The following is a 25,408-nucleotide window of genomic DNA, read 5'->3' on the forward strand; positions in this document are numbered from 1 at the left end:
TGGGAGGCGTAAATGTGCCGGAGCATCGTTACCCTGCGGGAGCCGTTCGTCGAGGAGGTCACCGAGGCTGACATCCAGGCCGCCGCGCTCCAGTACGTCCGCAAGATCTCCGGCTTCCGTACCCCCGCCTCGCACAACGCCGAGGCCTTCGAGACCGCGGTCGCCGCGGTGGCCGACGCCACGCGGACGCTGCTCGCTGATCTTGTGGTGCGTCCCAGCCCGAACGCGGACTCCCCCGACGTACGCCGCGAAAAGGCCCGCGCGGCCCGCGCCGCCTCAGGCCGCCGTTAGGTCAGGGGCCGCCGCCACACGCCCGGCGACAGGAGCGCTAGCGGCCGAGGAGCGGAGCGAGCCCGGAGCCCAGCCGATGGGCGCTGTCGGGCTCCCAGCGCGACTGGCGGCACTCTTCGGACTCCCGGCAGCGCTGTGTGGCGATCGTGCACGGGCGGGCGTTGGAGTGTGCCGCGCCGTCGTCCGTGTCGGCGACGTCGACGTGCGCCGGGCGGAGCGTGCCGTCCGGCGTGGCCAGCAGGTGGCGGCCGGGGTTGAGCGTGTCGTCGGCGACCAGAAAGCGGTGGCCGAGCCGCCGGGCGAGCCCGGCGACCACCGCCGCCTCGATCACGCCGGCGGGTGGGCCGTAGCACTCCACGATCGTGGGAAAGTCGCCCGAGGTCTGCCACACGTCGCAGACCACCGCATCCGCCGGTAATCGGGCGGGGTCGGCGGCGCCCAGGGGGACCACCGGACGGGCCAGTACCGCCTCGAGAGCGGCGCACAGCCGGACCGGGTGGATCCAGGCGTCCACCGACCAGGTCCAGATGGCGGTGGGGGTTTTCATACGTCGATGGTGGCTGTCCAGCACGGTATGCGTGGCCGGTGTTATTCCCTCGTGACCAAGTAAGTGGCTTTTCCGCACTCCGACCCGCTTAAAGTGGCCGGAGCCGAGGCAATCGGCCTACCGAGAGTAGTCGTGACGTTACAGGGCGGTGACGACAGTGGCAGCGGGCGAACCGCTCATCGTGCTCGAGTCAGTCAACAAGTGGTTCGGTCCGTTGCACGTGCTCCAGGACGTCGACCTCTCGGTCGACCGCGGTGAGGTAGTGGTGGTCATCGGGCCGTCCGGCTCGGGCAAGTCCACGCTCTGCCGAGCGATCAACAGGCTCGAGCCGATCAACTCAGGCTCGATCACGTTCGACGGGCAGCCGCTGCCCGCCGAGGGGCGTGCCCTCGCGCGGCTGCGCAGCGACGTCGGCATGGTCTTCCAGTCGTTCAACCTCTTCGCGCACAAGACGATCCTCCAGAACGTCACGCTGGGGCCGATCAAGGTGCGCAAGGAGAAGCCGGCGACGGCCCGCGACCGGGCGATGGCGCTCCTGGAGCGCGTCGGCATCGCGAGCCAGGCGGAAAAGTATCCGGCCCAGCTCTCCGGCGGCCAGCAGCAGCGGGCGGCGATCGCCCGGGCGCTGGCGATGCAGCCGAAGGCGATGCTCTTCGACGAGCCCACCAGCGCGCTCGACCCGGAGATGGTCGGCGAGGTGCTCGACGTGATGACATCACTGGCCCGAGACGGCATGACGATGGTGGTGGTGACGCACGAGATGGGGTTCGCGCGGCACGCCGCCAACCGGGTGGTCTTCATGGCCGACGGCCAGCTCGTCGAGCAGGCAGCACCCGATGAGTTCTTCGGCAGCCCGAAGAGCGAGCGGGCCAAGGACTTCCTGTCGAAGATCCTGACGCACTAAGCGTCCACTGTGGAGCATTCCGCCGGGATCCGGGAGCTCCGTCGAAAGAGGAGGGTTAACAAATGCGTATGTCGCGCTTGACGGCCATCGCCGCGGTGGCGGTGCTGTCTTTGGGCGTCGCCGCGTGTGGGGGCGATGACGGCGATGACGCCGGCTCGGGTAGTGGTAGCGGCGCGTCCGGCATCGTGGGCAAGGCCGAGAAGGACAAGAAGCTGGTGATCGGTGTCAAGGCCGACCAGCCCGGCCTCGGTCTACAGACCGGCTCGGCCTACGAAGGCTTCGACATCGAGATCGCGAAGATCATCGCCAAGGGGCTGGGTGTGCCCGAGTCCGGCATCGAGTGGAAGACCACCGTGTCGGCCAACCGGGAGCCGTTCATCCAGCAGGGCACCGTCGACCTCGTCGTGGCCACGTACACGATCAACGACGAGCGCAAGACGAAGGTGAACTTCGCCGGTCCGTACTACACGGCTGGTCAGGACCTGCTGGTGCCGACTGGTTCGGACATCACCGGTCCGGAGTCGCTGGACGGCAAGAAGGTCTGCTCCGTCTCCGGTTCGACGCCGGCCAAGCGGATCCAGACGGACTACCCGAAGGCGCAGCTCCAGCAGTTCGACGCGTACTCCAAGTGCATCACCGCGCTGGCCGGTAACCAGGTCGACGCGGTGACCACCGACGACATCATCCTGGCCGGGTACGCGGCGCAGGACCAGTACGCGGGCAAGTTCAAGGTGGTGGGCAAGCCGTTCTCGACCGAGCCGTACGGCATCGGGTTGAAGAAGGACGACTCGGCCGGTTGCAAGAAGATCAACGAGATCCTCACCGCGGCCGGCACCGACGGTTCGTACAAGGCGGCCTGGGACAACACGCTCGGCAAGAGCGGCACCCCGGCACCGACCCTGGACACCAGCAAGCTGACCAACTGCGGCTGACATCCGCGGGAGTGGGGTCGGCCCGCGACGGCCGGCCCCACTCGCTTGGGCGCCAATAGGGAGTGGACCATGCACGTCTTCCAGGACTCGGCCAACGTCGACCTGGTGTTGAACGGGTTCTCCTGGATCCTCCGCCTCACCCTCGTGTCGGCGGCGTTCGCACTGGTGCTCGGCATCCTGCTGGCGGCGATGCGGGTGTCGCCGGTGCCGGTGCTGCGCGGCTTCGGCACGGCCTGGGTCAACATCTTCCGCAACACGCCGCTGACGCTGGTCCTCGTCTTCTGCTACTTCGCCCTCTTCTCCACGCTGGGGCTGAAACTCTCGGACAACATCGAGCTCAACAACTTCTGGTTGGGCGTCATCGGCCTCTCGGTCTACACCGCGGCCTTCGTCTGCGAGGCGTTTCGCTCCGGCGTCAACACCGTGCCGGCCGGCCAGGCGGAGGCTGCGCGCGCGATCGGGCTCACCTTCAGCCAGATCCTGCGGATCATCATCCTGCCCCAGGCCGGGCGCTCGGTGATCGGACCGCTGGGCAGCGTCTTCATCGCCCTGGCGAAAAACAGCACGGTCGCCGTCGTGATCGGCGTCCTCGAGGCATCCGACGCCATGCGCAGCCTCATCAACGACAACGGCGACGCGGTCATCGAAATCTTCCTTGTCTTCGCCGGCATCTTCGTGCTGTTCCTGGTGCCGACCGGCTACCTGTTCGGCTGGCTAGCCAACCGTTTCGCAGTGAGGCGTTAGATGAGCGACCGCACGGTTCTCTACGACCACCCGGGCCCCAAGGCCATCCGGCGCAACCGGATCCTCACGGTCGTCTTCGGGCTCGCGCTGATCGCGCTGCTGTGGTGGGTCTACTCGAAGTTCGACGAGAAGGGCCAGTTCGCCGGACCGCTGTGGGAGCCCTTCGCGAAGTCTGGCACGTGGACCGACTTCATCCTCCCCGGCCTGTGGGCGACCCTGAAGGCGGCGGCCACCGGCATGGTGCTGTCGCTGGCGTTCGGCATCATCTTCGCCGTCGGGCGTCTCTCCGACCACTGGTGGATCAGCGTCCCGGCCGGCATGGTCGTCGAGTTCTTCCGCGCCGTGCCGCTGCTGCTCATGATCTTCTTTATCTTCTACGGCGTGCCGTTTCTCATCGACGGCCCGGTGGAGGCGTTCTGGGCCGTGGTCGTCGGCCTGACGCTCTACAACGGCTCGGTGCTGGCCGAAGCGTTCCGCGCCGGCATCCGCGCCGTGCCCGGTGGCCAGTCCGAGGCCGCGTACGCGGTCGGCATGCGCAAGGGCCAGGTCATGCAGCACATCCTTGTGCCGCAGGCGGCCCGCGCGATGCTCCCCCTGATTGTCAGCCAGCTTGTGGTGCTGCTGAAGGACACGGCGCTGGGCTACATCGTGGCCTACCCCGAACTGCTCCAGCGCGGCGTCAACGACCTGCCCGCCAACTACGGCAACGTGGTCGCCGCGGCGATCGTCGTCGCCGCCATCTACATCGTGGTCAACTCGCTGCTGACCCTGCTGGCCAACTGGCTCGACCGCCGCACCAAGCGCCAGGGTCGCGCTCCCCGGGAAGAGGCGGCCGCGCCACCCTCGGCCGCGGTGGTGGAGCCGCAGGGCTAAGGCGGATTGCCTGAGTACGCGTTCCTTGAGCTACCGCGATGTGCGTCGTGGTCCATGCCGTTGCGCGGGGCCCCCGGGAAACGTGGAGCGCGGCGGAGCGTTTTTGGGGTGCATAGGGGTGAGCCGCAAGCAACAGCGGACGGGTGAGGCCGCGGGAGCAACGGCATGGACCACGACGGACGCCGCGGTAGCTCACAGTTTCTCTTCCCGGCGACGAACCCGCGACGCCCGGCGTCCGAGGCCGAGAAGCCGGCAGCACGTCGGCGGGCGATGGCGCTCGCGCGACGTTTGCGTAATCACCGAGGTCAGCGAGCGATCTCCGTGACCCGGGACTCGCGGACCACCGTCACGCGGATCTGCCCGGGGTAGGTGAGCTCCTCCTCGATCTGCTTCGCCACGTCGCGGGCCAGCACGGCGGCGCCGATGTCGTCGACGTCGTCGGGCTTGACCATCACCCGGATCTCGCGGCCGGCCTGCATCGCGAAGACCTTCTCCACGCCGGTCTTGCCGGCGGCGATCTCCTCGATCCGCTCCAGCCGCTTGACGTACGCCTCGAGGCTCTCCCGCCGCGCCCCCGGCCGGCCGCCGGAGCAGGCGTCCGAGGCCTGGGTCAGAACCGCCTCGATGGTCTGCGGCGGCACCTCGTTGTGGTGCGCCTCGATCGCGTGGACGACCTCTTCCGGCTCGCCGTACTTGCGGGCGAGGTCGGCGCCGATCAGCGCGTGGCTCCCCTCCACCTCGTGGGTGAGTGCCTTGCCGATGTCGTGCAGGAACGCGCACCGTTTGATCATCTGCGCGTCGAGCCGGAGCTCGGCGGCCATGATGCCGGCGATGTGCGCGGTCTCGACGAGGTGCTTGAGCACGTTCTGCCCGTAGGAGGTGCGGTAGCGCAGCCGGCCCAGCAGCGTCATCAGCTCCGGGTGCAGGTCGGTGATGCCCACCTCGACGAGCGCGTCCTCCGCGGCGCGCTCGCACAGCCGCTCCACCTCGTGCTTGGCGGTCTCGAAGACCTCCTCGATGCGGTGCGGGTGGATCCGCCCGTCGAGTACCAGCTTTTCCAGGGTGAGGCGGCCAATCTCGCGCCGCACCGGGTCGAAGCAGGAGAGCAGGACCGCTTCGGGCGTGTCGTCGATGATCAGGTTGACGCCGGTCACCGACTCGAAGGCGCGGATGTTGCGGCCCTCGCGGCCGATGATGCGCCCCTTCATCTCGTCGCCGGGCAGGTGGAGCACGCTGACCACGCTCTCCGCGGTCTGCTCGCTCGCCACCCGCTGGATCGCGTCGACCACGATGTGGCGGGCACGCTGCTCGGCGGTGCTGCGCGCGTCGTTTTCGATGTCGCGGACGAGCAGCGCCGCCTCCCGCTTGGCCTGCCCCTCGATCGCTTCGACGAGCTCGGCCTTGGCCGCGTCGACGGTGAGCCCGGCGACCCGCTCCAGCTCGCGCCGGCGCAGCTCCTCCGCCTCGACGAGCGTCGCCTCGCGTTCGGCCAGGGCCGCCTCGCGCTCGGCCAGCTCGGCCTCGGCCGCCGCGATCCGCCGGTCGCGCTCGGCGATCCGGTCCAGCTCCTCGGTGTGCTGCCGCTCCCGCTCGTCGATCCGCGCGGTGCGCCGCTCCAGATCCGCGGCCTGCTCCTTGACGGTCGTGCTGAGCATGGCGATCTCGCGCTCACCGCTGCGCCGCGCCGCCGCCCGCGCCTGCTCCGCGTCCGCCTCGGCCTGCCGGTGTGCCCGTTCGAGGATGGTGTCGGCCTCGGCCCGGGCCGCGTCGAGCACCCGGCGCGCCTCCGCACGCGCCGCGCGGGCCTCGGCCTTGGCCTCCGCCGCGTCCGTACGGGCCGCGGTGGCGGCGTTCTTGGCCTGCTCCGCCGCGGACGTCGCCTCGCCGGCCGCGCTGCGCAGCGCGGCCAGGGACTCCTCCTGGCGGTCTCGCTCGGCCACGAACGCCGGATCTTCGGCCCGCTCCACCGCGGGCTGGGGCACCGTCAGGCCACGCAGCGCCCGCGCGCCGAGAGCGATCGCCACAAGCACGAGTACGGCCAGCGCCAGCACCGCGATCAGCAGTACTACGGTCATCCCGCCCATGCCGCCTCCCTTCGCCGCCTCGGGCGCCGGGGGGCGGGTTGTGCCCGCCCACTGACGCGCCTTACGGCTGTGTCGCCCGACCGAGGCAGCGGGCCGCAGGTACGACCGCCAGCGGCGCCCACCTGGGGCACCGCCACTGGCCTGATATGTCACGCCGTCGCCGACGCGGCCCGGTCGACGACGGATCTAAAGTGATGCCGTACTGTTACGCGATCTATGTTGTGCGATTAGCCTGCGATGGTCGGGCTTTCTCGTCTGTAACGCGAGGCTAGGTCGCGAGTGGCGGTTCGGTCAAGGACCCATGATCCGGCCGAAGCCGGGACGTTCGGCATTCGAACGCTCACACGCAGGTCATGGCCGGTACGGGCATTCCGGGACGAGTCACGAACGCCGCACATTTTTCGGCCAACCTGCGCGATCATTCGGCCGACCCCGGGGTCCTCCCAAAGGTCAACGCGGCTTCCACCAGAGCGCGATTGTCGGGTGCCATCGTGCCATCCGGCATCGTCCGGGTGTCCTCCAGCCCCACACGCGCGTGCAGGCCGAGCCGCATCGCCTCGCGCAGGACCGCCCAGACCGCCGGCCCCTCCGCGTGGAGGAGCACGGGAGGGTCGCTTCCCAGCGCGTCCAGCATCGCGTGTGCGTTGGCCAGGGCCCGCTCCTCCTCCGGCTCCATGCACTCCAGCAGCAGCCGCAGGCAGGGCACGCGCCACGCCTGGTAGGCCGCCACGGCCGCCGGCGTCCACAGCCCCGCCTCCACGCCGATCCCCCGCGCGTGCAGAGCCGCCGCGACCCGCTCGGCACCCTCCTCGTGCGCGTTGACCGAGGCGAAGTCCGGCAGCACCCGCCACGACTCGATCGCGGCGACCCGCTCCCCCGGATCGGGCGCCATCCACGCGCCGGTGCTCACCCCGACGGGCAGCTCCGGGCAGGCCCGCCGCAACGCCGCCACGGTCGCGTCCACCGCCTCCGCGGCGAGCGTCTCCCGCCCCTCCTCGTCGCGCGGGTGGACGTGTACGGCGGCCGCGCCCGCGGTCTCGCACCGCACCGCGTCGGCCGCCACCTCGGCGGGCGTGATCGGCACCGCGGGGTGCTCGTGCCGGAGTACGCCGCCGTTCAGGCAGGCCTTGAGCATTCCCCCATTCTGCGACCGCGCGGGCTCAGCCGCGCTCGGAGGGCTTTACCAGGCTCAGCCACCTCGCGGCCTCGTCGGCGGGCAACCGGCCGTCCACAGGCCGTCGAGATTGCGATCATCCACGCCCGGGGACCCTGACGGCTCGCGGCACGATCGGCAGCCCCGTCCGCGCGGCTCCACTGTGGAGATTTGAGCTACCGCGAAGTCCGTCGTGGTCTATGCCGTTGCTCCCGCGGCCTCACCCATTCGCCGTTGGTCGCGGTCAGCCCTTTAAGCCTCCGGACCATCAGGATCGTGAAGGCGCCATCCCGACGGCCATCGACCCCGTCAAGAGCCGAGCATGCCAACGCCCGAGGCGCCATCGTTGGGCCTGACTGTTACGACCGTCTGGCGCCGCGCTCTTGGGCGACGTGCCGGGGGGCGATTGGGGTTTGCCCATCCTGTCGCTTGCTAGCGTCGTTGGCTCGAGCTTTCGTTGCGCCGAGTAACCGTCGCGACAGGGTTAGCGGCCCCCGGGTCGAGATCTTGGAGAGTTAGGGCGACATTTCGACCCTAGGTTTCCTAGATCTCAAAGTCCCCGACTCGGGCCAGTGACGTCGCGTTACCTCCGTGCGACTTGGATCTTGGCCGAGTGCGTGGGCAGGACGGCAGCGGATCGCGGTCTGTCTGCGTTGTGGTCCATGCCGTTGCTCCCTCGGCCACACCGTCCGTGGTTCACAAACCGCACCCGCTCGGCGAGACTGCCGCGCCCAACGGCGGACGGGTGAGGCCGCGGGAAATGCCACCCCAAAAACGCTCCGCCGCGCTCCACATTTTCCCCGGGGTCCCGCGCGACGGCATAGACCACGACGCACATCGCGGTAGCCCAAATCGCGGTCGAGGCCGCCTGCTGGTCCGCCCGCGGGTCAGTCGGTGCGGTCGCCACCCTCCATGTCGGCCAGTGCGTCCGCGTCGACGGCGTCGGCGAACTCGGCGGCCTCCGCGCTCTGCGCCGCCATCGCGTCCTTGACCACGCGGATGGCCAGGCCCGGGCCGTAGCCCTTGCGGGCGAGCATGCCCACCAGCCGGCGGAAGATGGCCTCGGGCTCGCCCCGGGCCACACGCAGCTTGCGGTCGACGAGCGCCCGCGCGGTGGCCTCCTCGGTGTCGGGGTCGAGGTCGTCGAGGGCGGCGCCGGCCGTCTCGGCGTCGACGCCCTTGCGGCGCAGCTCGTTGGCGAGGGCGCGGCGGGCCAGCCCGCGGCCGTGGTGGCGGCTGGAGACCCACGCGCGGGCGAACGCCGCGTCGTCGATCATGCCGACCTCGTCGTAGCGCTCGAGGACCTGCACCGCCACCTCGGGCGAGATGCCCCGCCGGGCGAGCGCGGTGGCCAGCTCGGCGCGCGTGCGCGGGCGGACGGCGAGCTGAGCGAGGCAGATCTCGCGGGCCCGCTCGGCCTCGTCGCGCGGCGGCTCGCCGTCTGCGGCGGGGCGACGACCACCCCAACGCCCACGCCCGCCCAAAAGCTCGTCACGCGACTCGCCGTCCACGGCAGGGCGACCACCACCCCAACGCCCACGCCCACCCGAAAGCTCGCCACGCGACTCGCCGTCCGCCGCGAGGCGCGCATCACCCCAGCGCCCGCCCGCAAGCTCGCCGTCCGGCGCGGGGCGGCCGCCGGCCCGGCGGCCGCGCCCACGTGGGGGCTCGTCGTGCGGGTCCGCCTCGGGGGCCGGCCTCGAGGCGGGAGCGGGCACCGCGCCCTCCGGCCACTCGAACTCGCCCTCGTCTGGGCCGGGTGCGGGCAGCGGGCGGCGGCTGGCGGGCGTCGCTGAGGAACCGCGAGAAGAACGGGCTCGGGGCGGCGCGGCATCCCAGCCCCGCCCCGAGCGTGCGCCACGCCGTCGTCCGGGCATGGCGGGCCGGGTCAGAAGTCGACCGGGGGCAGCTCGACCCCGCCGGCCTCGTCGGGAGCGCCCTGCCCGACGCCGAGCTTTTCGAGGATCTTCTTTTCGATCTCGGCGGCGACGTCCGGGTTTTCCTTCAGGAACTCGCGGGCCTTTTCCTTGCCCTGGCCGAGCTGATCGCCGTCGTACGTATACCACGCGCCGGACTTGCGGATGATGCTCTGCTCGACGCCGACGTCGATGAGCGAGCCCTCGCGGGAGATGCCCTTGCCATACATGATGTCGAACTCGGCCTGCTTGAACGGCGCGGCCACCTTGTTTTTCACGACCTTGACGCGGGTGCGGTTACCCACCACGTCGGTGCCGTCCTTGAGGCTCTCGATGCGGCGCACGTCGAGGCGGACCGAGGCGTAGAACTTGAGCGCGCGGCCACCCGTCGTGGTCTCCGGCGAGCCGAACATGACGCCGATCTTTTCGCGAAGCTGGTTGATGAAGATGGCGGTCGTGCCGGAGTTGTTGAGAATGCCGGTGATCTTTCGCAGTGCCTGGCTCATCAGGCGGGCCTGGAGACCCACGTGGCTGTCGCCCATCTCGCCCTCGATCTCGGCGCGTGGCACGAGCGCGGCCACCGAGTCGATGACGATGATGTCGAGCGCGCCGGAGCGGACCAGCATGTCGGCGATCTCCAGCGCCTGCTCGCCCGTGTCGGGCTGGGAGACGAGCAGCTGGTCGGTGTCGACGCCGAGCGCCTTCGCGTACTCCGGGTCGAGCGCGTGCTCGGCGTCGATGAACGCGGCGATGCCGCCGGCCCGCTGGGCGTTGGCCACCGCGTGCAGCGCGACCGTGGTCTTACCGGACGACTCCGGGCCGTAGATCTCCACCACGCGGCCGCGGGGCAGGCCGCCCACGCCGAGGGCCACGTCGAGCGCGATCGAGCCGGTCGGGATGATCGCGGTCTGGATGACCGGCCGCTCGCCCAGCCGCATGACCGAGCCCTTGCCGAACTGCTTGTCGATCTGCGCGAGAGCGAGGTCTAGTGCCTTCTCCCGATCTGGTGCTGCTGCCCCCATTGCCGCCACCCCTACATTCGCCGCCTTCGCGGGCGTCTTCGCCGAAGAGCTTCTCGTCACGCGGACACGCTAGGCGCTGGGTCTGACAGAAAACAGCCGACGAGCCGCAACCTGTGGACAAGCACCCAGGTGTGGACAATAGCCGAACACCTGTACGACGCAAGTGCCGACACGCCACACAAAGAGTCCGTTAACCCGAAGATGACCGAACGAAGTCAGGACGGCACTCAGCGGAGTCGAGAAGGCACCCGATCGGGGTACGCGGCCACCACCGCACGCCACACCACCACCGCCGGAGTGCCGCCGTCGAGCGCCTCCCGGATGGTCCGGCCGTCGAGCTGCGGCAGCACCTGGTCGGCGGCGAGGCTGGCCGCGTAAACCGGCCCGAAAGCCTCCTCCAGCCGCGCCCAGAAATCCGTGAGCCGCACCCCGTCAAACCCCCCTTGGAAACGCTGGCACCGGCCGCAACGCTAGCGCGACCAGTGGCACGGTCGCGATGGCGGCCAGCACGGTCAGCGTGGCGTACCCGCTCGCCTCCACCACGAACCCGCTCACCGCGCCCGCGGACGCCCCCGCCAGGCCCATGACCAGGTCGGACAGCCCTTGCGCGGACGGGCGCACCTCGACCGGCACCGACTCGGAGAGCAGCGTCGAACCGGCCACCATCGTGCACGACCAGCCGAGCCCCAGCAGCGTCAGCCCCACCGCCAGCCACGGCGTGTCGTGCCCCGCCGTGCCGGCCGTCGCGCACGCGACCACGAGCAGCCCGATCCCGCCGAGCACCACCGCGCGCCGCCCCACCCGGTCGGTGAGCCAGCCGACGAGCGGGGCGAGCGCCGTCATCCCGGCGATGTGCAGGCTCAGCACGATGCCCACTACCCGGAGCACGTCCGCGTCCGAATGCGACTCGCCGAGGCGTACCGGCGTCATCACCATCACCGCGACCATGACGAGGTGGCCGACGGCGACCGCGGCGATCCCCAGCCGGGCCGCCGGTCTTTCCGCGACCGCGCGCAGCGCGGGCCGGAAACCCGCGCGGTGCGGTGCCGGCTCCACCGCCGCGGCGCGCCGCGCGGTGAGCAGCGGGTCCGGCCGCAAAAGCAGCGCGAGTACCACCGCTGCGCACGCGAACGCCAAACCGCTGAACAGGAACGGGCCGCTCAGCACCGGTACCCCCGTGAAGCGAACCGCGCGGTCGGCGAGCGGGGCGAGGTTGGGCGCGGCGACCGCGCCGATGGTCGTGCCCCACACGATCAGCGACAGGTGGCGCCCCCGGCGCGCCGGCTCGGCGAGGTCGACGGCGGCGTACCGGGCCTGGAGGTTGGCCGTGTTTCCGCCGCCGAAGAGCATCATGCCGAGGAAGAGCAGCGGTGTGGCGTCGAGTGTCGCGGCCACCACCACGACCACGCCGCCGAGCCCGCCGATGACGTACCCCGCGGTGAGGCCCCACCGCCGTCCGCGCGCGTTGGTGAGCCGGGTGATCGGCACGGCGAGCAGCGCGGTGCCCACCACGCCGGCGCTCATCACGAGGCCGGAGATGCCGGCGCCGCCGAGCCGGGCGGCGAGCAGCGCGCCCACGGAAAGCCCGATCGAGACGCCCATGCCGCCCACGACCTGGGTGACGAAGAGGAGCCGCAGCGTCCGCCGCTGGACGCTCGTTACATCGAGAACCGTCACAGCCCCAGGCTACGCCCGATGATCTCCTTCATGATCTCCGTCGTGCCGCCGTAGATCGTCTGCACGCGGCTGTTGAGCCACGCCTTGGCGACCGGGTACTCCAGCATGTAGCCGTATCCGCCGTGCAGCTGGACGCACCGGTCGGCCACCCGGTTTTGCAGCTCGGTGGTCCACCACTTCGCCTTGGCCGCGTCGACCACGGTGAGCCGCCCCGCGTTGAACTCGCGGACGCAGTGGTTGAGAAACGTCCGCGCGATCGTCACCTCGGTGTCGAGCTCGGCGAGCAGGAAGCGGTTGTGCTGGAACTTTCCGATCGGCCGGCCGAACGCCTCGCGACCGCGCGCGTACTCCAGCGTGATGGCCAGCAGCTTTTCGCAGGCGGCGACGGCGGCGACCGCGATGCCCAGCCGCTCGCGGGGCAGGTTGGCCATGAGGTGGTAGAAGCCGTGGTTCTCCGTGCCGATGAGGTTTTCGGCGGGCACGCGGCAGTCGTCGAAGAAGAGCTCGGCCGTGTCGTTGGCCTTCATGCCCACCTTCTCCAGGCGGCGGCCCCGCGAGAAGCCGGGCGTCCCGCGCTCCACCGCGATCAGGCTCACCCCGTGCGCGCCCTGGTCCGGCGCGGTCTTCGCGACGACCACCACGAGGTCGGCCATGTCGCCGTTCGTGATGAAGGTCTTCTGTCCATTGAGGACATACGAGTCGCCGTCGCGCCGCGCGGACGTGCGCACCCCGGCAAGGTCGGAGCCGGCGCCCGGCTCGCTCATCGCGATCGCGGTGACGAGGTCGCCGGAGCAGAAGCCGGGCAGCCACCGCTTGCGCTGGTCTTCGGTGGTGAGGTCGGTGAGGTACGGCGCGACGATGTCGTTGTGCAGCCCGAAGCCGAGGCCGGCGCAGCCCGACGCCACCACCTCCTCGACGAGCACCGCGTTGAAGCGGAAGTCGCGCTGCCCTCCCCCGCCGTACTCCTCGTCGACGTCCATGCCGAGCAGACCTGCCGCACCGGCCTTGCGCCACACCTCGCGGTCGACGATGCCCTCCCGCTCCCACTCGTCGTGGTAGGGCACCGCCTCGCGGGCCAGGAACTCCCGGCAGAGCGCGCGAAACTCGTCGTGGACCGGCTCGTACAGGTGCTGCTCCATGCCCGCCAGTCTCGCAGCACCCCCGCGACCGTCCGCAAGTCCGCGACGAGACATTCGAACGGTCAACCAGTGCCGCCGTCCGTACCATTCGCACACGTTCTCGTCTTACCGAGCCGCGAATGCGGCCGAATGCCGTTCCACCTTGAGTCGGGCCCTTACCGGGCAGCTATTGACGGTCTTGCGACAGTTGCCCATCGACTCACGGAATCAAAACATCGAGAACTATCAGTGCATGTCGACCCCTGAGCCGCCTTTGTATTCATCCGACCGATACGAGGCGTGCCGGTCCGTCATTTCACCGGGCGACAGACGATGGCGGTGACGTCATCCGAAAGGTTGTTCACGTTGATCACAACCGCCGTAAACAATTTGCGCCTGCCGTCAAGTCTGGAACGCCGGCACCACAGCGACGGATGGAACGCCCCGCTCGACCTCGTCACGGGAACCGAATAACGCAAACGCGGGATGGCAGCGAAGGCGCCCGAGCCGACATCCTGGAGGAACGGATCATCGTGCTCTCAAGGCACGGGCACAGCATGCGCATTCCCTCAATTGCGCGCCAGTACGGCCGTAGAAACCTGGCATCCACTCCCAACACCACCGATCGGTGAGGCAATGGCATCCGTCACCTTCACGCAATGCCGCGCCGCCGCGAGCGCAGTACGGCAGGCCGAGCACAGCCGCCAGGCCATCAACACGATCCGGCCTCGAAGTGTTCTCGGGATCGTCCGTACGCGCGCGCCGTTGGCCATTCTCCTCTACCTGTCGGCGGTAGAAGCACGGCTGGTCTGGCAGAGCGAGCGCAGCTTCGCCGTCCTGGAGGCACCGCGGTACGTGTCGCCGGTCCGCCGGGACGGCGGGCTGGTGATCCGCTTCCTCCGCGTCCTGGATCGGCGCTGGGATCTACTGATTTTCGCCGTGCCGCCGGCGCTCCTGCTGGCTGTCACGGCGGCGGTCGCGCTCGGTGCGACGGCGGCCGGCGCCACGCCACCGCTCGCGATCGTCTGGCTCGCGGTGGCGGCCATGGCCTATGTCACGGCCTTCATGCTGGCCCAGGTCGCGACCCAGGTGGCCTGGGTGCGCAGGGTGTTCGGGCACGAGGGCGTCGCCGCGGACCGGGTCGCCGAGGAGTCGCTGCCCGGCTGGAACTGGTCGATGCCGCTGTGCCATCACGAGACCGACCAGCCCGGTCGAGTGCTGCTCGACCTCGTGACGCACCAGATGGAGCGGCTGATCCGGGCGCACGCGACACAGCTGCTCGCGGCGCAGGGCGCCGAGCCGGAGGGTGTCCGGGTACGGGAGGTCCTGATCTGCCTCAACCACGGTGTCACCACCACGGGCATGCGGAGGACGCTCGAGGCGGCGCTGACGCTTCCGTACGGGCCGGGTGCCCGGGTGGCCTTCCGCATGCCGACCGGGCCGGTCGAGGGATACCGGGAGCCCGTGCAGGCTGGCGGCGGGTTCTTCTTCACCTACCTGGCCGGGGTCCTCGTCGTCGTGCCGATCTGCGCGTACCTCGTGGCCACGTGGGAGGCGCAGGCCTGCGCGGCCGACTGCGCGGGCCGGCCGGCCGACTGGGGGTCGGCATTGCGCTGGTTGGCGTGGCGCCTGATGTTCCAGGACGCGCCCGGCCTCGTGCCGAAGACCGCACAGACGTGGATCATCGGATGGCTGACGAGCCTCGTCGGGCTGATGACACTGCCTGTGGCCTGGGTGTCCGCGCGCCTCGCGATCGCCGCGAACAAGCGCGGCGTGGTCGATCTCGTGACCATCCAGTCCCGCGCCTTGCAGAAGACCCGGGTGTTGCTGATGACCGTCACCGCCACGGAGCGCACCGCCGTCCTGGATGTGTTCCGGCCGGCGACCGGCGAGGTTCCGGAGCGGATCTTCGCGGAAAACGCGGTGATCTACGAGCTCGGTTCGATCCGCAACGCCCGCGTGGCCATGGCTCAGTGCGCGCGCCCCGGACCGGGCGGGCCGGGCGGCGCGATCCTCACCACCGCCGAGGTCATCCGGCGTTGGCGTCCCGACGTCGTGATCATGGTGGGCATCTGCTACGGCCTGCGCGAGGACTGGAAGGAGCCGCAGCGGATGGGCGACGTGCTGGTGGCGAGCACCGTGCACGACCTCGACCGCGCCATCGTCTTCGAGGGCCGGGTCGAGCCGATGGGCGACCGGGTCAGCACGTCGACGGCCCTCGTCGCCAGGCTCTCCGCCGCCTCGACCGACTGGCCGGTCGCGAGCGTCCACTTCGGACCCATGCTCGCCTCCTCGGCTTTGATCAGCTCGGCCACCCGCCGGGAGGAACTCCGTCGGGAGCACAGCCGGGCGATCGGCGGCGACATGGAAGGGCACGGGTTGTACGCCGCCGCCGCGGACGCCGGGGTGCCGTGGATCCTCGCCAAGGCGATCTCCGACTGGGGCATGGATCGCGACGAACGGTACGAGCCCGCCCTGGCCGCCGCCAACGCCGCCGGGTTCGTGCTCCACACGCTCACGGTCGGGGCCTTCGACCAGGGGATCCAGACGCCATGAGGCGCTACCTGGACGGCGGGGCCGGCCGCCGGTCGGAGGTCACCGGCGCGGCCTACGAGTCGTGGGTACGGCCCCCCGCGCGACCGATCCGGTACGGCCTCGTCGAGCGCTGGCTCGACCGGCGCAACGGCCGGATCGACGGCAAGAAGGCCGTCCTGCGCCTGGTGCAGGCCGAGCCTGATGCGAGCGACGACCGGGCGGAGACGGCGAACACCCACCCGCGGGAGACGCCCGCACCGCCGCCGATCAGCACCTTCTACGTCGACTCGCTCTGCAAGCGCTTCGGCTCCGTGGCCGAACACGAGAAGCAGCAGCGGGACGAGCGGCTCTACCTGCTGTCGAAGAAGCTCGAAGCCGCGGTCGCTCGGGAAAAGACGGCCGCGAACAAGCTCGAGGTCGCCGAGGCCGCGTGGAAGGGCGCTTCACAGCCGCCCACGGAAGAAACGCTGCGGACGCGGCACGTGGCCGAGGAGGAGCTCGACCGGCCCACCTACCTCAGCCGGCAGCGCCGGTTGGCACAGCACGGCCGCACGCGCGAGCGCAGCGAGTCCCGGTACGCCGCGCTCGACGAGGAATGGCACGCCTGTAACGCCGAGGTGGCCGATCTGAGAAACCGGATATCTACCGAGCGGCGGATCGCGGACAGCCGCGTTCGCGCGCAACTCGCACACACGCAGCGCCGGATCGCCACGTACTGGACGCATCTGATCCGAACGTACGAGCGGGGCGCCGAGCTGAACCAGAACCTGCGTCCCGCCGGACCCCGCCTGCCCGACTGGACGCGCGACGACACCGACGGCGAGGAGCAACGATGACCGAAGAGGCCCCTCTCCCGGACCGGCCGTTCGAGCCCGAGCCGTACGACACCACCGAGCTTCAGCGCGAGCTCGAAGAGATGGTCGAACGGCTGCTGCCGCACGGGGTCGACGAGGCGACGCCGCATGTGCTCGACCGGCTCGTCGACCGGCACACCCTCCGGCGCGTGGCGCGTCTGGCCAAGCAGTGGGTGCTCTATCGGGACGCGGCCCAGCTCGAGCTCAACGAAGCCCGCGCCGAGCTCGCCCATCAGGAGGCGGTCTACACCGCCGAGCGGCGGGCCATGGCGGGCCTCGAGTTCGCGTACCGGGAAGCCGAGCGAGCGCTGGCCGGCACTCGTCGACGCGTTCGCAAGCCCGCCACCGACCAGCAGGAGCAGTCGTGACACAGCCCTTCCCCGTCGCGGACGACCGGAGCGCCTCGCTGATCTCCGCCGGCTGGCCTTCCCAGGTCGACCCGACGTGGGCGCCTACGCCGCCAACGCTGCGGCTGCCGCCACCGCCGCCCCGGCCCCCGGCGATCAACGGTGCGGAGAGCGAGCCGCCGGACGACGGGCCGCCGCCACCGGCGAATCCCGCCAGCTTCGCCGATCCGGCGCTGATCGCCGGGCGGCCGGCCGCCAACCGGTTCTACATTTTCGTACTCGCCCTCGCCGCGCTGGCGGACATCGGCACGTTCTCGCAGGTCATCCAGTTCGTGATGCCGCTGGAACGCGACTTCGTACGCTGGGCCGTCGTCATCGGCTTCACCGCGTGTGTCCTCTTCCTGTCCCACATCGCCGGTGTGCAGCTGCGCGTCTGGCGGGCGGAGCGGGCCGAACGGGCCGAACGGACGGCGAACGCCCGGCCGGCGACCCGGAAGGTGAGGGATCGGTTCTCCATCGTGTTCGCCTGCACCGCGCTCGGCGTCTGGTTGCTACTCGGAGTGTTCGCCTTCCACCTGCGGTGGACCTGGGACAACCCGACCAACGCCACCACCCAGCAGCAGGAGGGCGTGATCCCGGCACCGGCCGCCACACCCGCGCCGCTGCCGACCCTGGCCCCGACCCCCACATCGGACACCGGCGAACGTGACGCGACGGCGGCCGCCGACTTCGAGCGGACCGGATCGGCTCGCATGTTCCTCGCGCTCTACCTCGGCACCGGGCTGGCCGCCACGATCGGCGGCTACCTGACCCACAATCCCGCCCGTGCCGCCTACGCCAGGGCCAAGAAGGCGTACGAGGCCGCGGTGGGTTCGGCGGCCGAGGCGGCCCGGGTCTACGAGGAAGCCAAGAACACCGTGGAACACCTCGAACAGCGCGCCCGTGACTCCGAACTCATCCGCTGGGCGGAGCAGGTCGAGATCCTGCACGCCGGTGAGGAACTGAAACAACGGATCCGGGCGCGGATCGCCGAGCGCGCACAGGACGCCGCGCTGACCGACGCCTACTTCCCCGAGCGTCCGTGACGCCCTCACGCCCAGGAGAAACCCGATGAGAACACCACCCCGCTCCCGGTACGCGGCTCGTGGCCGCTCACGCTTCCAGCCGCGCCGTTCGCGACGGTGGCCCTTCGTCGCGGCGACCGTCGCGGTCGCCCTGGTGGTGGCGGTCGGTGGCTTCCTGTACTGGCGGAGCACCTGCGAGCCCGGCGACCCGGCCTGCGAGGTCAACGCGTGCACGGGCAGCCCCACGCAGATGACGTTCGCCCTCGGTGCGCGGGCCAACAGCCCCGAGCCACTCCTGCCGCCGAAGCTGGAGAGCGAGGTGTCCGCCGCCGCCCGCGCCGGCAAGGAGATCGTCGTCTACCGCGTGGACGGTAAGCCGTCGACAGCGTTGCGAAGCAGGTTCGAGACGAAGATCAAGGCGAAGGAGCCGTACGAAGAGGCGCTGGAAGCCTTCATGACGAAGCTCAACGCGGACATGAGTCAGATCCGCGCGGCGAAGCCGGAGGCCAACCCCCTCGAGGCGCTGTGGCTCGCCAGCCGGGACACACCGGCGGGCGGCACCGTTGTGCTGTTCGACTCCGGCCTTCAGACCACCGGGGCGTTGAACTTCCGCACCGAAGGCATGCTGGAGGCGGATCCGCAGGAGGTCGTGGACGATCTGGCCAAGCGCGAGCAGCTCCCCGATCTCGATGGGCGCCGGGTCGTCCTGATGGGCATCGGCGACGCCATCGATCCGCAGGCCAAGCTCGACCAGAACCTGCACGACAACGTCGTGGCGATCTGGGAGGCGATCGCGCGGGAGGGCGGCGCGGAGTGCGTTGACGTGCTCCCCGATCCACCGGTACGGGAGATCGCACTTTCCGGCGTACCCAAGGTCACACCGATCGGGCTACCGAAGCCCCCGCCTCCGCTGCGCCCGTGCACCGAGGTCGTGCTCTCCGACGGCGGCGACGTCGGCTTCAAGCCCCGGACGCCCGAGCTGCGCGACCCGTCGGCGGCGCGGGAGCGGCTCAGCGGCTACGCGAACACGATCCGGAACGACCGAAGCATCAAGCGGGTCGAGATCCTCGGTACCACCGCGCGGTGGAACAGCCCCGAGTCGCAAAAGGAGCTCGGCAAGGAGCGGGCCGAGGTGGTGAAGGACATCCTTGTCTCCCAAGGCGTTTCGGCCGGCATGGTGACGACGGAGGGCGTCGGGTCGTACTCGAAGTACTACGTGCCCGACGGTGGTCCGAAGGGGCCGCTCAAGCCCGCCGAAGCCGCCCGCAACCGGTCCATCGTGCTGCGCACCATCTGCGAATCACGTCCATGAAGCCAGTCTTCTATGGACCGTTCGCGCGCCTGGCCGACTTCTTCCACGGCTGGCGGGACGGGGTGGCGGGCATACCACACAAGCCCGCCCGCCCGACCCGCACCGCCACCACTCCGCACCGCGAGTTCCTCATCAGGATGGCTCAGGACGCCTTCCAGCGGGAGCGTGTCGAGCTGGAGCGTGACCGCGTGACCGCGGCGCGGCGGGTGGCCGCCGCACGCTCGCGGCTGCTCCGCGCCGAGGAGGCCGTCGCCACCGCGGAAAGCGAGCTGGCCGAGGCCTCCCGCCCGCTGACCGAGGCCGAACGCACCGCCCGGCGGTCGGCCGAGGCTGACCACGCGGCGTCGATCGTCAGGCGGCGCCGCGAGCGCGAGCGGCTGCGCCGCATCCAGCCGTTCGTCCGCCGGCGCCAGGCCGCCGTGAGCGAGCGGAACGAGGCGGAGAGCACGCTCGCCGCGGCGGCGGACGAGGCCGCCCGTCACCTCGCCGTCCGCCGCGCGCGGGTGCTGCGCATCCACGAGCACGCGCAGCGGCGGATCGCGGCCTACCGGCGGTACCTCGTGCGGTCGCATGACGAGGGGCCCTGGGTCAACGGGGTGCTCGGCGTAATCGATCCGCACATCCCGGGCTGGGCCAACGCCGGCATCCAGCCGGAGAGTCCACAGCGGACGAATGGCGGGAAGCCGGCCGGCGAGCCGGAGGCGCTGCCGGCGACGCCGCCGACGCCGAGCGTGATACCGCTGGGCGACACGACCGTCTTCGGTGCCGAGCAGTCGCCGGACGTCGTCTACGTCGACTACTACTACGCCATTCCCCGCCACTTCACGCTGCGGCGCGAGCAAGACTCGTTCGTGCTGGTCAACCACGGCACCCGGGGGCCGTACATCGACGGCACAGAGGTGCGCAAGGCGTGGCTCAACCCCGGCGACCACTTCGACTTCGGCGGGCTGCGCTACCAGATCTCGGACGACGGCACGGCGCTGGAGACGTCTTCGATCGGTCCGTATCACCTCGTCGCCTACAACCTGTCGGCGAAGTCGGGCAGCACCGTCCGGCTCAACGGCCTGAGCCTGGTGCAGCGCATGAACACGATGCTCGCCGTCCTCGGCCCCTCCGGCGCCGGCAAGAGCTCGTTGTTCGCCGCCCTGATGAAAGAGCTCAAGATATCCGAGACCGGCGCCCTCTACTTCGGCCAGCTCAATCTCGACACGCACGGCGACCAGATCCGCACGATGCTGGGCTTCGTCCCCCAGGACGACCACATGCACAGGACCCTGACCGTCGAGAGGTTGCTGCGCTACTCGGACCGCCTGCGCCGCCCCAAGGCCGCCAAGGCCGACCGGGAACGGCGGATCAAGGAGGTGTGTGACAAGCTCCGGATCGACAAGCAGCGCGGACAACTCGTCGCCACGCTCTCCGGTGGCCAGCGCAAGCGCGTCTCGATCGCGCTGGAACTGCTCGCCGAGCCCAACCTGCTGTTGCTCGACGAACCGACGTCCGGGCTGGACGCCGGGATGGACCGCGAGATCATGCAGCAGCTGCGGGCGTACGCCGAGCAGGGCGAGCGCCTGGTGATCGTCATCACCCACGCGACCGAACACATCGATCGGGCGCAGCAACTGCTCGTGCTGGCGAGAGAGGGCCGGGTGATCTACTCAGGGCCACCCCAGCTCAGCGCGCTCGGCAAGGACAGCTATGCGGACCTGATGAACACCCTCAGCGAGGAGCCGGAGCCGGCCGAGATCGGCGAACGCGCCCACGCTTATCTGGAGGGTGACGATGTCGAGCTGGCCCGCACGGAGGTCGAGCGCCGCGCCGCGGAGAACGGCCAATCCACCACCGTGCGCCGCCCGGGCGTGGCACGGCGCCTGCTGCGGTTTCCGCGCCAGCTCACGGTGCTGCTTCAACGCCAGGTCGCACTCGTCGTCTTCCGCGGCGCGAAAAAGGACCTCCCACTTCGCTTTTCGTGGCGGCACATGGCCATGCTCGCCATCGCGCTGCTGCCGCTGCTGGTGGCGGCGGGTGGGGCGGTCATCGCCAGCATGGTGGCGAAACCCTCCGGGCTCGGACCGGGCCCCTCGGCACCGGCCACCCTGAGCCTGCTCATCACGCTGTGCATGCTCGCCGGCCAGGCGTTGACGTACACGGACATCGTGGCCGAGTTCCACATCATCAAGCGCGAGCACCGCACCGGCACGTACACGATGGCCGTGCTGTTGTCGAAATGGCTGGTGTTCGCCGCGATCGCCGTCATCCAGGCGTTCCTGATGACGTTGGTGTTTCTGGTTTTCCGGGAGGGACCCGAGAGGTCCCTGTTCCTCCATCCCGACACCGCCCTGTTCGTCAACCTCGCCGCCGTGACGGTCGCCGCCATGACGCTCGGGATGCTGATCTCCGTACTGGCCAGCAAGGTCGAGCAGGCGGTCGTCTGGAACACGTTCGTCGCCATCGGCCAGATCGCGCTCAACGGCGTGACCGCGGACCTGTCCAGCGGCTCGTTCGGGGGGTGGATCGCGGTGCTCCTACCCACGCGCTGGGGGCTCGCCGCCACCGCCTCGGCCATCGACCTGCGGTCGGCCGCCCCCACCGTGCCCCGCGACGCGCTGTGGCGGCACGAGATGGGGCAGTGGGTCTTCGACCTCGGCTGGCTCCTTGGTCTCACCGTCCTGTTCTTCGCACTCTCGGCGTTCTGGCTCCGCCGGAAGCTCAACAAGCCCGACTAGGGGGACCCATGGGAACGCCACAGTGGACGATCGGGCGCGCCGGGGCCGGCGCGGACCTGGAGGTCGACGATCCCTCCGTACATGCCCGGCACGCCATGCTGGAGATTGACGCGCGGGGCAGGTGGCGGGTCAGCGAGGCCGCGGGCCGGGTGTTCGTCAACGGTGCGCGGGCGGCGCGAGCCGTCCTCGACGAGGGTGGGACCTTCGTCATCGGCCAGACCACCGTCACCGCTTCGCCGATGGCATTCGTCGACGATCGCCTCCGGGACACGCACGCCGCGCTGAGCGTCAGCGCCGGGAGAGGCCTCTCTGTCGAAGTGCGCGAGGTCACTGTCGCGCGACACGGCCACATCCTCCTCGACGACGTCACCCTGCGGATCGAGGCCGGCGAGATCGTGGCGGTGGTCGGGCCGTCCGGCGCGGGCAAGTCGTCGCTCATCAAGCTGCTGCTCGGCGAGTACCAACCGCTGCGGGGCTCCGTCACGATCGGAGGCGCCCAGCGGGGTCGCGCGAGCTCGGGCCGCCAGCAGGTGCGCTACGTGCCCCAGTCGGACGACCTCTTCGACGACCTCACGGTGGCCGAGACGCTGACCCTCGCCGCTCGCCTTCGCGCCGCCGGCGACGCGCCGCGGGACGAGGTGACGGGGCGGGTTCGGGAGGCACTGTCGTGGCTGAGCCTGGTCGACCGAGCCGGCCACCGCGTCGGCGCGCTGTCCGGCGGCGAGCGGCGGCGGGTGTCGATCGGGACGGAGCTTGTCGGGCGGCCCCAACTGCTGCTGCTGGACGAGCCGACCAGCGGCCTCGACCTTGGCAAGGACCGCGACGTCATGGTGCGCCTCCGCGGGATCAGCCGGGAGTACCACTGCACGACGATCCTGGTTACCCACACCGTGGCACACCTGGACCAGGCGGACCGGCTCGTCCTGGTCGGACGTGGTGGGCGGGTGCGCTACTCCGGTCCTCCGGTCGCTCCGGAGAGCCTCGGGCACCGTGGCTGGGCGGACCTGCTCGTCGACGCCGACCGTGCACCAGTCCGCGGAGCCGCGGCGCCCGCCAGGCGTCCGGCGCGGCGCCCCCGTCCACGCCGGACCGCGGGTTTCACGACCACCGGTTTTCTCGATGTGTTGGTGCGCCAGGCCACGCTCGTCGTGCGGCGCGGCCCCAAGTCGCTGGCCATGCTGACGGCGCTGCCGGTCGTCGGCACGGCCCTGGCGATCGTGTCGTCCGCCGGCGGGCTGGTCCCCGGACCGGAAACGACCCAGGTGCTCTCGATCCTCGTGACGGTCGCCGCGTTGACCGGAGCGGCACTCACCTACCTGGATCTGGTGCAGGAACGGGACATTCTGCGGCGCGACTGGCGCATCGGGGTGAGCGCCGGGAAGCTCCTGACGGCCAAGGTCGCCGTCTACACCGCGGCGTGCGTCGTACTGTCGCTCGCGATCACGCTCGTCTACGCCTGCGCGCGGCCGCTCCCCACCCCCGCGCTCGGCCTATCTCCCCTGCTGCTGCTCTTCGGCGCCACGTTCATGACGATGGTCAGCTCGATGGGTCTTGGCCTCCTCGTCTCGTCGCTCGCCGACTCGGTGGAGCAGGCGATCACGTACAACACGGTCTTGGCGATCTGCCAGGTCGCGCTCAATGGCGCCCTCTTCAAGGTGCCGCTGTGGCTCACCGTCCTCCTGCCGTCGCGGCTCGGGCTGGGCATGGTCGCCTCCTACGCCGATCTGAACACGGAGTGGGTCGTAGACGGGCGGCAGGACCCCATGTTCGAGAACGGCGCCGTGTGGGTGCCGTTGGCGGTGGTTCTCATGGCGCTGGTCGGGATCTGGTCGACGGTGCTGGCCGTATATCGCACGGAGAGGCGTTGGCGTGGCTGAGTGGAGATCTCACGCCGGGCTGCCCGGCTGGCGGCGAAAGCGCAACTGGTGGATCGCGCTGGCGGTCGTCACGGTGCTCGCCTGCTGCGGCGGCGGCCTCGCGGTCAATCGCATCACCTACGGAGACGGCGGCTCCGCGGACGCCGAGCCATCGACGGCACCGGCTTCCGCGCCACGGACGCCGGCACCGTCTACGCCCGCGGCCACGCCACCGTCCACATCAGAAGGTCGACCGGTGCCGGACGTCGTGCGGAAGCGGCTGAGCGAGGCAAAAGCCTTGCTGGCCGGCGCGGGTTACACCTCTGTCAAGGTCGTCGACGCCACCGGCGCGGAGCGGATGGTTTTGGAAGACAACAACTGGCTCGTGGTTTCGCAGGAAACCAGCACCGGAGTCGTCACCCTCCACGTCCGGAAACCCACGGACGGCAAAGGTTCGACCGACACCACCGTCGGCGTCGTGCCGGACGTCGTCTGCAAGGAGCTCCAGGCGGCGCAGGAGGCGCTGCGGTCCGCCCGGTTCCTCAACATCCGTTCACACGACGCCACCGGGAAGGGACGGTTTCAGCTCATCGACCGCGACTGGGTCGTCGTCGCCCAGTCCGAGCCGCCGGAGACAAGTCCGAGCCTGACGACCAAGATCGTGCTCCAGGTCGTCAAGTACGGCGAACCGACCGGGGAGTCCGGATGCGAAAGCTGAGATACGCCGCGGGTGCCATGGCCGCGGTCATCGCCCTCCAGGGCTGCGCGGTGTCAGCTGGTCTGCCCGAGGGCGGCGGCACCACCGCCGATCCCACGGTGTCCGCCCCGGCGCCCCGCGATGAGCCGAAACCCTCGACGGCGGTGCCCGAGACCAGCCCCGACGTCGCCGGCAAGACCTTCGAGGAAGACGTCGACCTGGCTCGCGAAACGGTGGAAGAGTACTGGCGGGAGGAGTTCCCCAAACGCGGTTTGGGCTTCGAGCCAGTGGCCCGGATGATCCCCTACCGCGGAAAGGGCGGGCCGAAGTGCGGTTCGGAGCGGATCCCGGCCAACAACGCCGTGTACTGCTCCGGCGCCGACTACATCGCCTGGGACACCGACTGGCTACGGAAGACGTGGCGAGACATCGGCGACGCGTTCGTCTATTTCGTGATCGGCCATGAGTACGGCCACGCCATCCAGGCGCGGCTCGGCCTGTCGTCGTCGTTCTCCATCAAGACCGAGCTACAGGCCGACTGCCTCGCCGGCGCCTACCTCGGCGACGTGACGAACAGCGGCCGCCTGACCCGCGAGAAGGGCGACTTCGAGGAACTCTTCCGCGGGATGTCGGAGGTGGCCGACGAGCCGGGAGTCGGATGGTTCGACTCCGGCGCGCACGGCTCCGCCTCCCAACGGCGGGCCGCCTTCTTCGCCGGCTACCTGACCACCCCCAAAGCGTGCACCACCAAACTCTGAG

General features: G+C 70.3%; 22 protein-coding genes. 14 read left to right on the forward strand and 8 right to left on the reverse strand.

The window, feature by feature from the left end; genetic code table 11:
• The first annotated feature begins 12 nt into the window (after positions 1-12).
• Positions 13-291: a DUF2277 domain-containing protein gene (locus tag AC5L36_RS41940; RefSeq protein ID WP_441224391.1), complete on the forward strand. Its 279-nt coding sequence runs from the start codon at positions 13-15 to the stop codon at positions 289-291.
• A 37-nt stretch (positions 292-328) separates the two neighbouring features.
• On the opposite strand, the gene AC5L36_RS41945 is transcribed toward AC5L36_RS41940, so the two are convergent.
• A complete protein-coding gene (locus AC5L36_RS41945; protein ID WP_441224392.1) occupies positions 329-838 on the reverse strand; it encodes a hypothetical protein in 510 nt (169 codons plus the stop codon).
• 157 nt (positions 839-995) lie between these two features.
• Here AC5L36_RS41945 and AC5L36_RS41950 point away from each other — a divergent pair, with 157 nt between their 5' ends.
• From AC5L36_RS41950 to AC5L36_RS41965, 4 genes are all read left to right on the forward strand, one after another.
• Entirely contained in the window at positions 996-1,742 is a 747-nt protein-coding gene (locus tag AC5L36_RS41950) for an amino acid ABC transporter ATP-binding protein (protein WP_441224393.1), read from the forward strand.
• A 62-nt stretch (positions 1,743-1,804) separates the two neighbouring features.
• Positions 1,805-2,674 (forward strand): glutamate ABC transporter substrate-binding protein, encoded by an 870-nt coding sequence (locus AC5L36_RS41955; RefSeq protein WP_441224394.1) that lies wholly within the window; start codon positions 1,805-1,807, stop codon positions 2,672-2,674.
• A gap of 69 nt (positions 2,675-2,743) precedes the next feature.
• On the forward strand, positions 2,744-3,418 hold the full coding sequence (locus tag AC5L36_RS41960; protein WP_441224395.1) for an amino acid ABC transporter permease: 675 nt from the start codon (positions 2,744-2,746) through the stop codon (positions 3,416-3,418).
• Positions 3,419-4,291, forward strand: a complete 873-nt coding sequence (locus AC5L36_RS41965) for an amino acid ABC transporter permease (RefSeq protein ID WP_441224396.1) — start codon at positions 3,419-3,421, stop codon at positions 4,289-4,291.
• 305 nt (positions 4,292-4,596) lie between these two features.
• On the opposite strand, the gene rny is transcribed toward AC5L36_RS41965, so the two are convergent.
• The 7 genes from rny to AC5L36_RS42000 all read right to left on the reverse strand — a co-directional run bounded on the left by rny (position 4,597) and on the right by AC5L36_RS42000 (position 13,282).
• Positions 4,597-6,375: a ribonuclease Y gene (gene rny / locus AC5L36_RS41970; RefSeq protein ID WP_441224397.1), complete on the reverse strand. Its 1,779-nt coding sequence runs from the start codon at positions 6,373-6,375 to the stop codon at positions 4,597-4,599.
• A gap of 418 nt (positions 6,376-6,793) precedes the next feature.
• Positions 6,794-7,510 carry a 3-keto-5-aminohexanoate cleavage protein gene (locus tag AC5L36_RS41975; protein ID WP_441224398.1) on the reverse strand — a complete coding sequence of 239 codons (717 nt, stop codon included), beginning with the start codon at positions 7,508-7,510 and terminating at the stop codon, positions 6,794-6,796.
• A gap of 905 nt (positions 7,511-8,415) precedes the next feature.
• Positions 8,416-9,012, reverse strand: coding sequence for a regulatory protein RecX (locus tag AC5L36_RS41980; RefSeq protein ID WP_441224423.1), 597 nt, complete (start codon positions 9,010-9,012; stop codon positions 8,416-8,418).
• Positions 9,013-9,416: 404 nt separating this feature from the next.
• Positions 9,417-10,466 carry a recombinase RecA gene (gene recA / locus AC5L36_RS41985; protein WP_441224399.1) on the reverse strand — a complete coding sequence of 350 codons (1,050 nt, stop codon included), beginning with the start codon at positions 10,464-10,466 and terminating at the stop codon, positions 9,417-9,419.
• Between the two features lie 227 nt (positions 10,467-10,693).
• Complete coding sequence (locus AC5L36_RS41990) at positions 10,694-10,894, reverse strand: DUF3046 domain-containing protein (RefSeq protein WP_441224400.1); 201 nt, start codon at positions 10,892-10,894, stop codon at positions 10,694-10,696.
• A gap of 4 nt (positions 10,895-10,898) precedes the next feature.
• Positions 10,899-12,143: an MFS transporter gene (locus AC5L36_RS41995; RefSeq protein ID WP_441224401.1), complete on the reverse strand. Its 1,245-nt coding sequence runs from the start codon at positions 12,141-12,143 to the stop codon at positions 10,899-10,901.
• Positions 12,140-13,282: an acyl-CoA dehydrogenase family protein gene (locus tag AC5L36_RS42000; protein WP_441224402.1), complete on the reverse strand. Its 1,143-nt coding sequence runs from the start codon at positions 13,280-13,282 to the stop codon at positions 12,140-12,142. Before AC5L36_RS42000 ends, AC5L36_RS41995 begins: the two co-directional genes overlap by 4 nt.
• A 744-nt stretch (positions 13,283-14,026) precedes the next feature.
• On the opposite strand from AC5L36_RS42000, the gene AC5L36_RS42005 reads away from it, so the two are divergent.
• From AC5L36_RS42005 to AC5L36_RS42045, 9 genes are read left to right on the forward strand one after another with little or no spacing between them, the layout of a single operon-like run.
• Positions 14,027-15,817, forward strand: coding sequence for a 5'-methylthioadenosine/S-adenosylhomocysteine nucleosidase family protein (locus AC5L36_RS42005; RefSeq protein WP_441224403.1), 1,791 nt, complete (start codon positions 14,027-14,029; stop codon positions 15,815-15,817).
• Complete coding sequence (locus AC5L36_RS42010) at positions 15,814-16,632, forward strand: hypothetical protein (RefSeq protein WP_441224404.1); 819 nt, start codon at positions 15,814-15,816, stop codon at positions 16,630-16,632. Before AC5L36_RS42005 ends, AC5L36_RS42010 begins: the two co-directional genes overlap by 4 nt.
• Positions 16,629-17,018 (forward strand): hypothetical protein, encoded by a 390-nt coding sequence (locus AC5L36_RS42015; protein ID WP_441224405.1) that lies wholly within the window; start codon positions 16,629-16,631, stop codon positions 17,016-17,018. Before AC5L36_RS42010 ends, AC5L36_RS42015 begins: the two co-directional genes overlap by 4 nt.
• Positions 17,015-18,082 carry a hypothetical protein gene (locus tag AC5L36_RS42020; protein ID WP_441224406.1) on the forward strand — a complete coding sequence of 356 codons (1,068 nt, stop codon included), beginning with the start codon at positions 17,015-17,017 and terminating at the stop codon, positions 18,080-18,082. Before AC5L36_RS42015 ends, AC5L36_RS42020 begins: the two co-directional genes overlap by 4 nt.
• 25 nt (positions 18,083-18,107) lie before the next feature.
• A complete protein-coding gene (locus tag AC5L36_RS42025; protein WP_441224407.1) occupies positions 18,108-19,373 on the forward strand; it encodes an OmpA family protein in 1,266 nt (421 codons plus the stop codon).
• Positions 19,370-22,096, forward strand: coding sequence for an ATP-binding cassette domain-containing protein (locus AC5L36_RS42030; protein WP_441224408.1), 2,727 nt, complete (start codon positions 19,370-19,372; stop codon positions 22,094-22,096). Before AC5L36_RS42025 ends, AC5L36_RS42030 begins: the two co-directional genes overlap by 4 nt.
• Before the next feature lie 8 nt (positions 22,097-22,104).
• Positions 22,105-23,973: an ATP-binding cassette domain-containing protein gene (locus AC5L36_RS42035; protein ID WP_441224409.1), complete on the forward strand. Its 1,869-nt coding sequence runs from the start codon at positions 22,105-22,107 to the stop codon at positions 23,971-23,973.
• A complete protein-coding gene (locus AC5L36_RS42040) occupies positions 23,966-24,670 on the forward strand; it encodes a hypothetical protein (RefSeq protein WP_441224410.1) in 705 nt (234 codons plus the stop codon). The genes AC5L36_RS42035 and AC5L36_RS42040 overlap by 8 nt, the downstream gene beginning before the upstream one ends.
• Positions 24,658-25,407 carry a neutral zinc metallopeptidase gene (locus tag AC5L36_RS42045; protein ID WP_441224411.1) on the forward strand — a complete coding sequence of 250 codons (750 nt, stop codon included), beginning with the start codon at positions 24,658-24,660 and terminating at the stop codon, positions 25,405-25,407. The genes AC5L36_RS42040 and AC5L36_RS42045 overlap by 13 nt, the downstream gene beginning before the upstream one ends.
• The last annotated feature ends 1 nt before the right edge of the window (position 25,408 follow it).

The sequence above is a fragment of the Phytohabitans sp. LZ39 genome (genome assembly GCF_059359075.1).

Excerpts from the sequence above, each read along its gene's own strand:
- AC5L36_RS42030 (WP_441224408.1), top strand. The coding sequence starts at position 19,370 with ATGAAGCCAGTCTTCTATGGACCGTTCGCGCGCCTGGCCGACTTCTTC.
- AC5L36_RS42035 (WP_441224409.1), top strand. The coding sequence starts at position 22,105 with ATGGGAACGCCACAGTGGACGATCGGGCGCGCCGGGGCCGGCGCGGAC.
- AC5L36_RS41960 (WP_441224395.1), top strand. The coding sequence starts at position 2,744 with ATGCACGTCTTCCAGGACTCGGCCAACGTCGACCTGGTGTTGAACGGG.
- AC5L36_RS41945 (WP_441224392.1), bottom strand. The coding sequence starts at position 838 with ATGAAAACCCCCACCGCCATCTGGACCTGGTCGGTGGACGCCTGGATC.
- AC5L36_RS42015 (WP_441224405.1), top strand. The coding sequence starts at position 16,629 with ATGACCGAAGAGGCCCCTCTCCCGGACCGGCCGTTCGAGCCCGAGCCG.
- AC5L36_RS41975 (WP_441224398.1), bottom strand. The coding sequence starts at position 7,510 with ATGCTCAAGGCCTGCCTGAACGGCGGCGTACTCCGGCACGAGCACCCC.
- AC5L36_RS41965 (WP_441224396.1), top strand. The coding sequence starts at position 3,419 with ATGAGCGACCGCACGGTTCTCTACGACCACCCGGGCCCCAAGGCCATC.
- recA (WP_441224399.1), bottom strand. The coding sequence starts at position 10,466 with ATGGGGGCAGCAGCACCAGATCGGGAGAAGGCACTAGACCTCGCTCTC.
- AC5L36_RS41955 (WP_441224394.1), top strand. The coding sequence starts at position 1,805 with ATGCGTATGTCGCGCTTGACGGCCATCGCCGCGGTGGCGGTGCTGTCT.
- AC5L36_RS41940 (WP_441224391.1), top strand. The coding sequence starts at position 13 with ATGTGCCGGAGCATCGTTACCCTGCGGGAGCCGTTCGTCGAGGAGGTC.
- AC5L36_RS42000 (WP_441224402.1), bottom strand. The coding sequence starts at position 13,282 with ATGGAGCAGCACCTGTACGAGCCGGTCCACGACGAGTTTCGCGCGCTC.
- AC5L36_RS42045 (WP_441224411.1), top strand. The coding sequence starts at position 24,658 with ATGCGAAAGCTGAGATACGCCGCGGGTGCCATGGCCGCGGTCATCGCC.
- AC5L36_RS42010 (WP_441224404.1), top strand. The coding sequence starts at position 15,814 with ATGAGGCGCTACCTGGACGGCGGGGCCGGCCGCCGGTCGGAGGTCACC.
- AC5L36_RS42025 (WP_441224407.1), top strand. The coding sequence starts at position 18,108 with ATGAGAACACCACCCCGCTCCCGGTACGCGGCTCGTGGCCGCTCACGC.
- rny (WP_441224397.1), bottom strand. The coding sequence starts at position 6,375 with ATGGGCGGGATGACCGTAGTACTGCTGATCGCGGTGCTGGCGCTGGCC.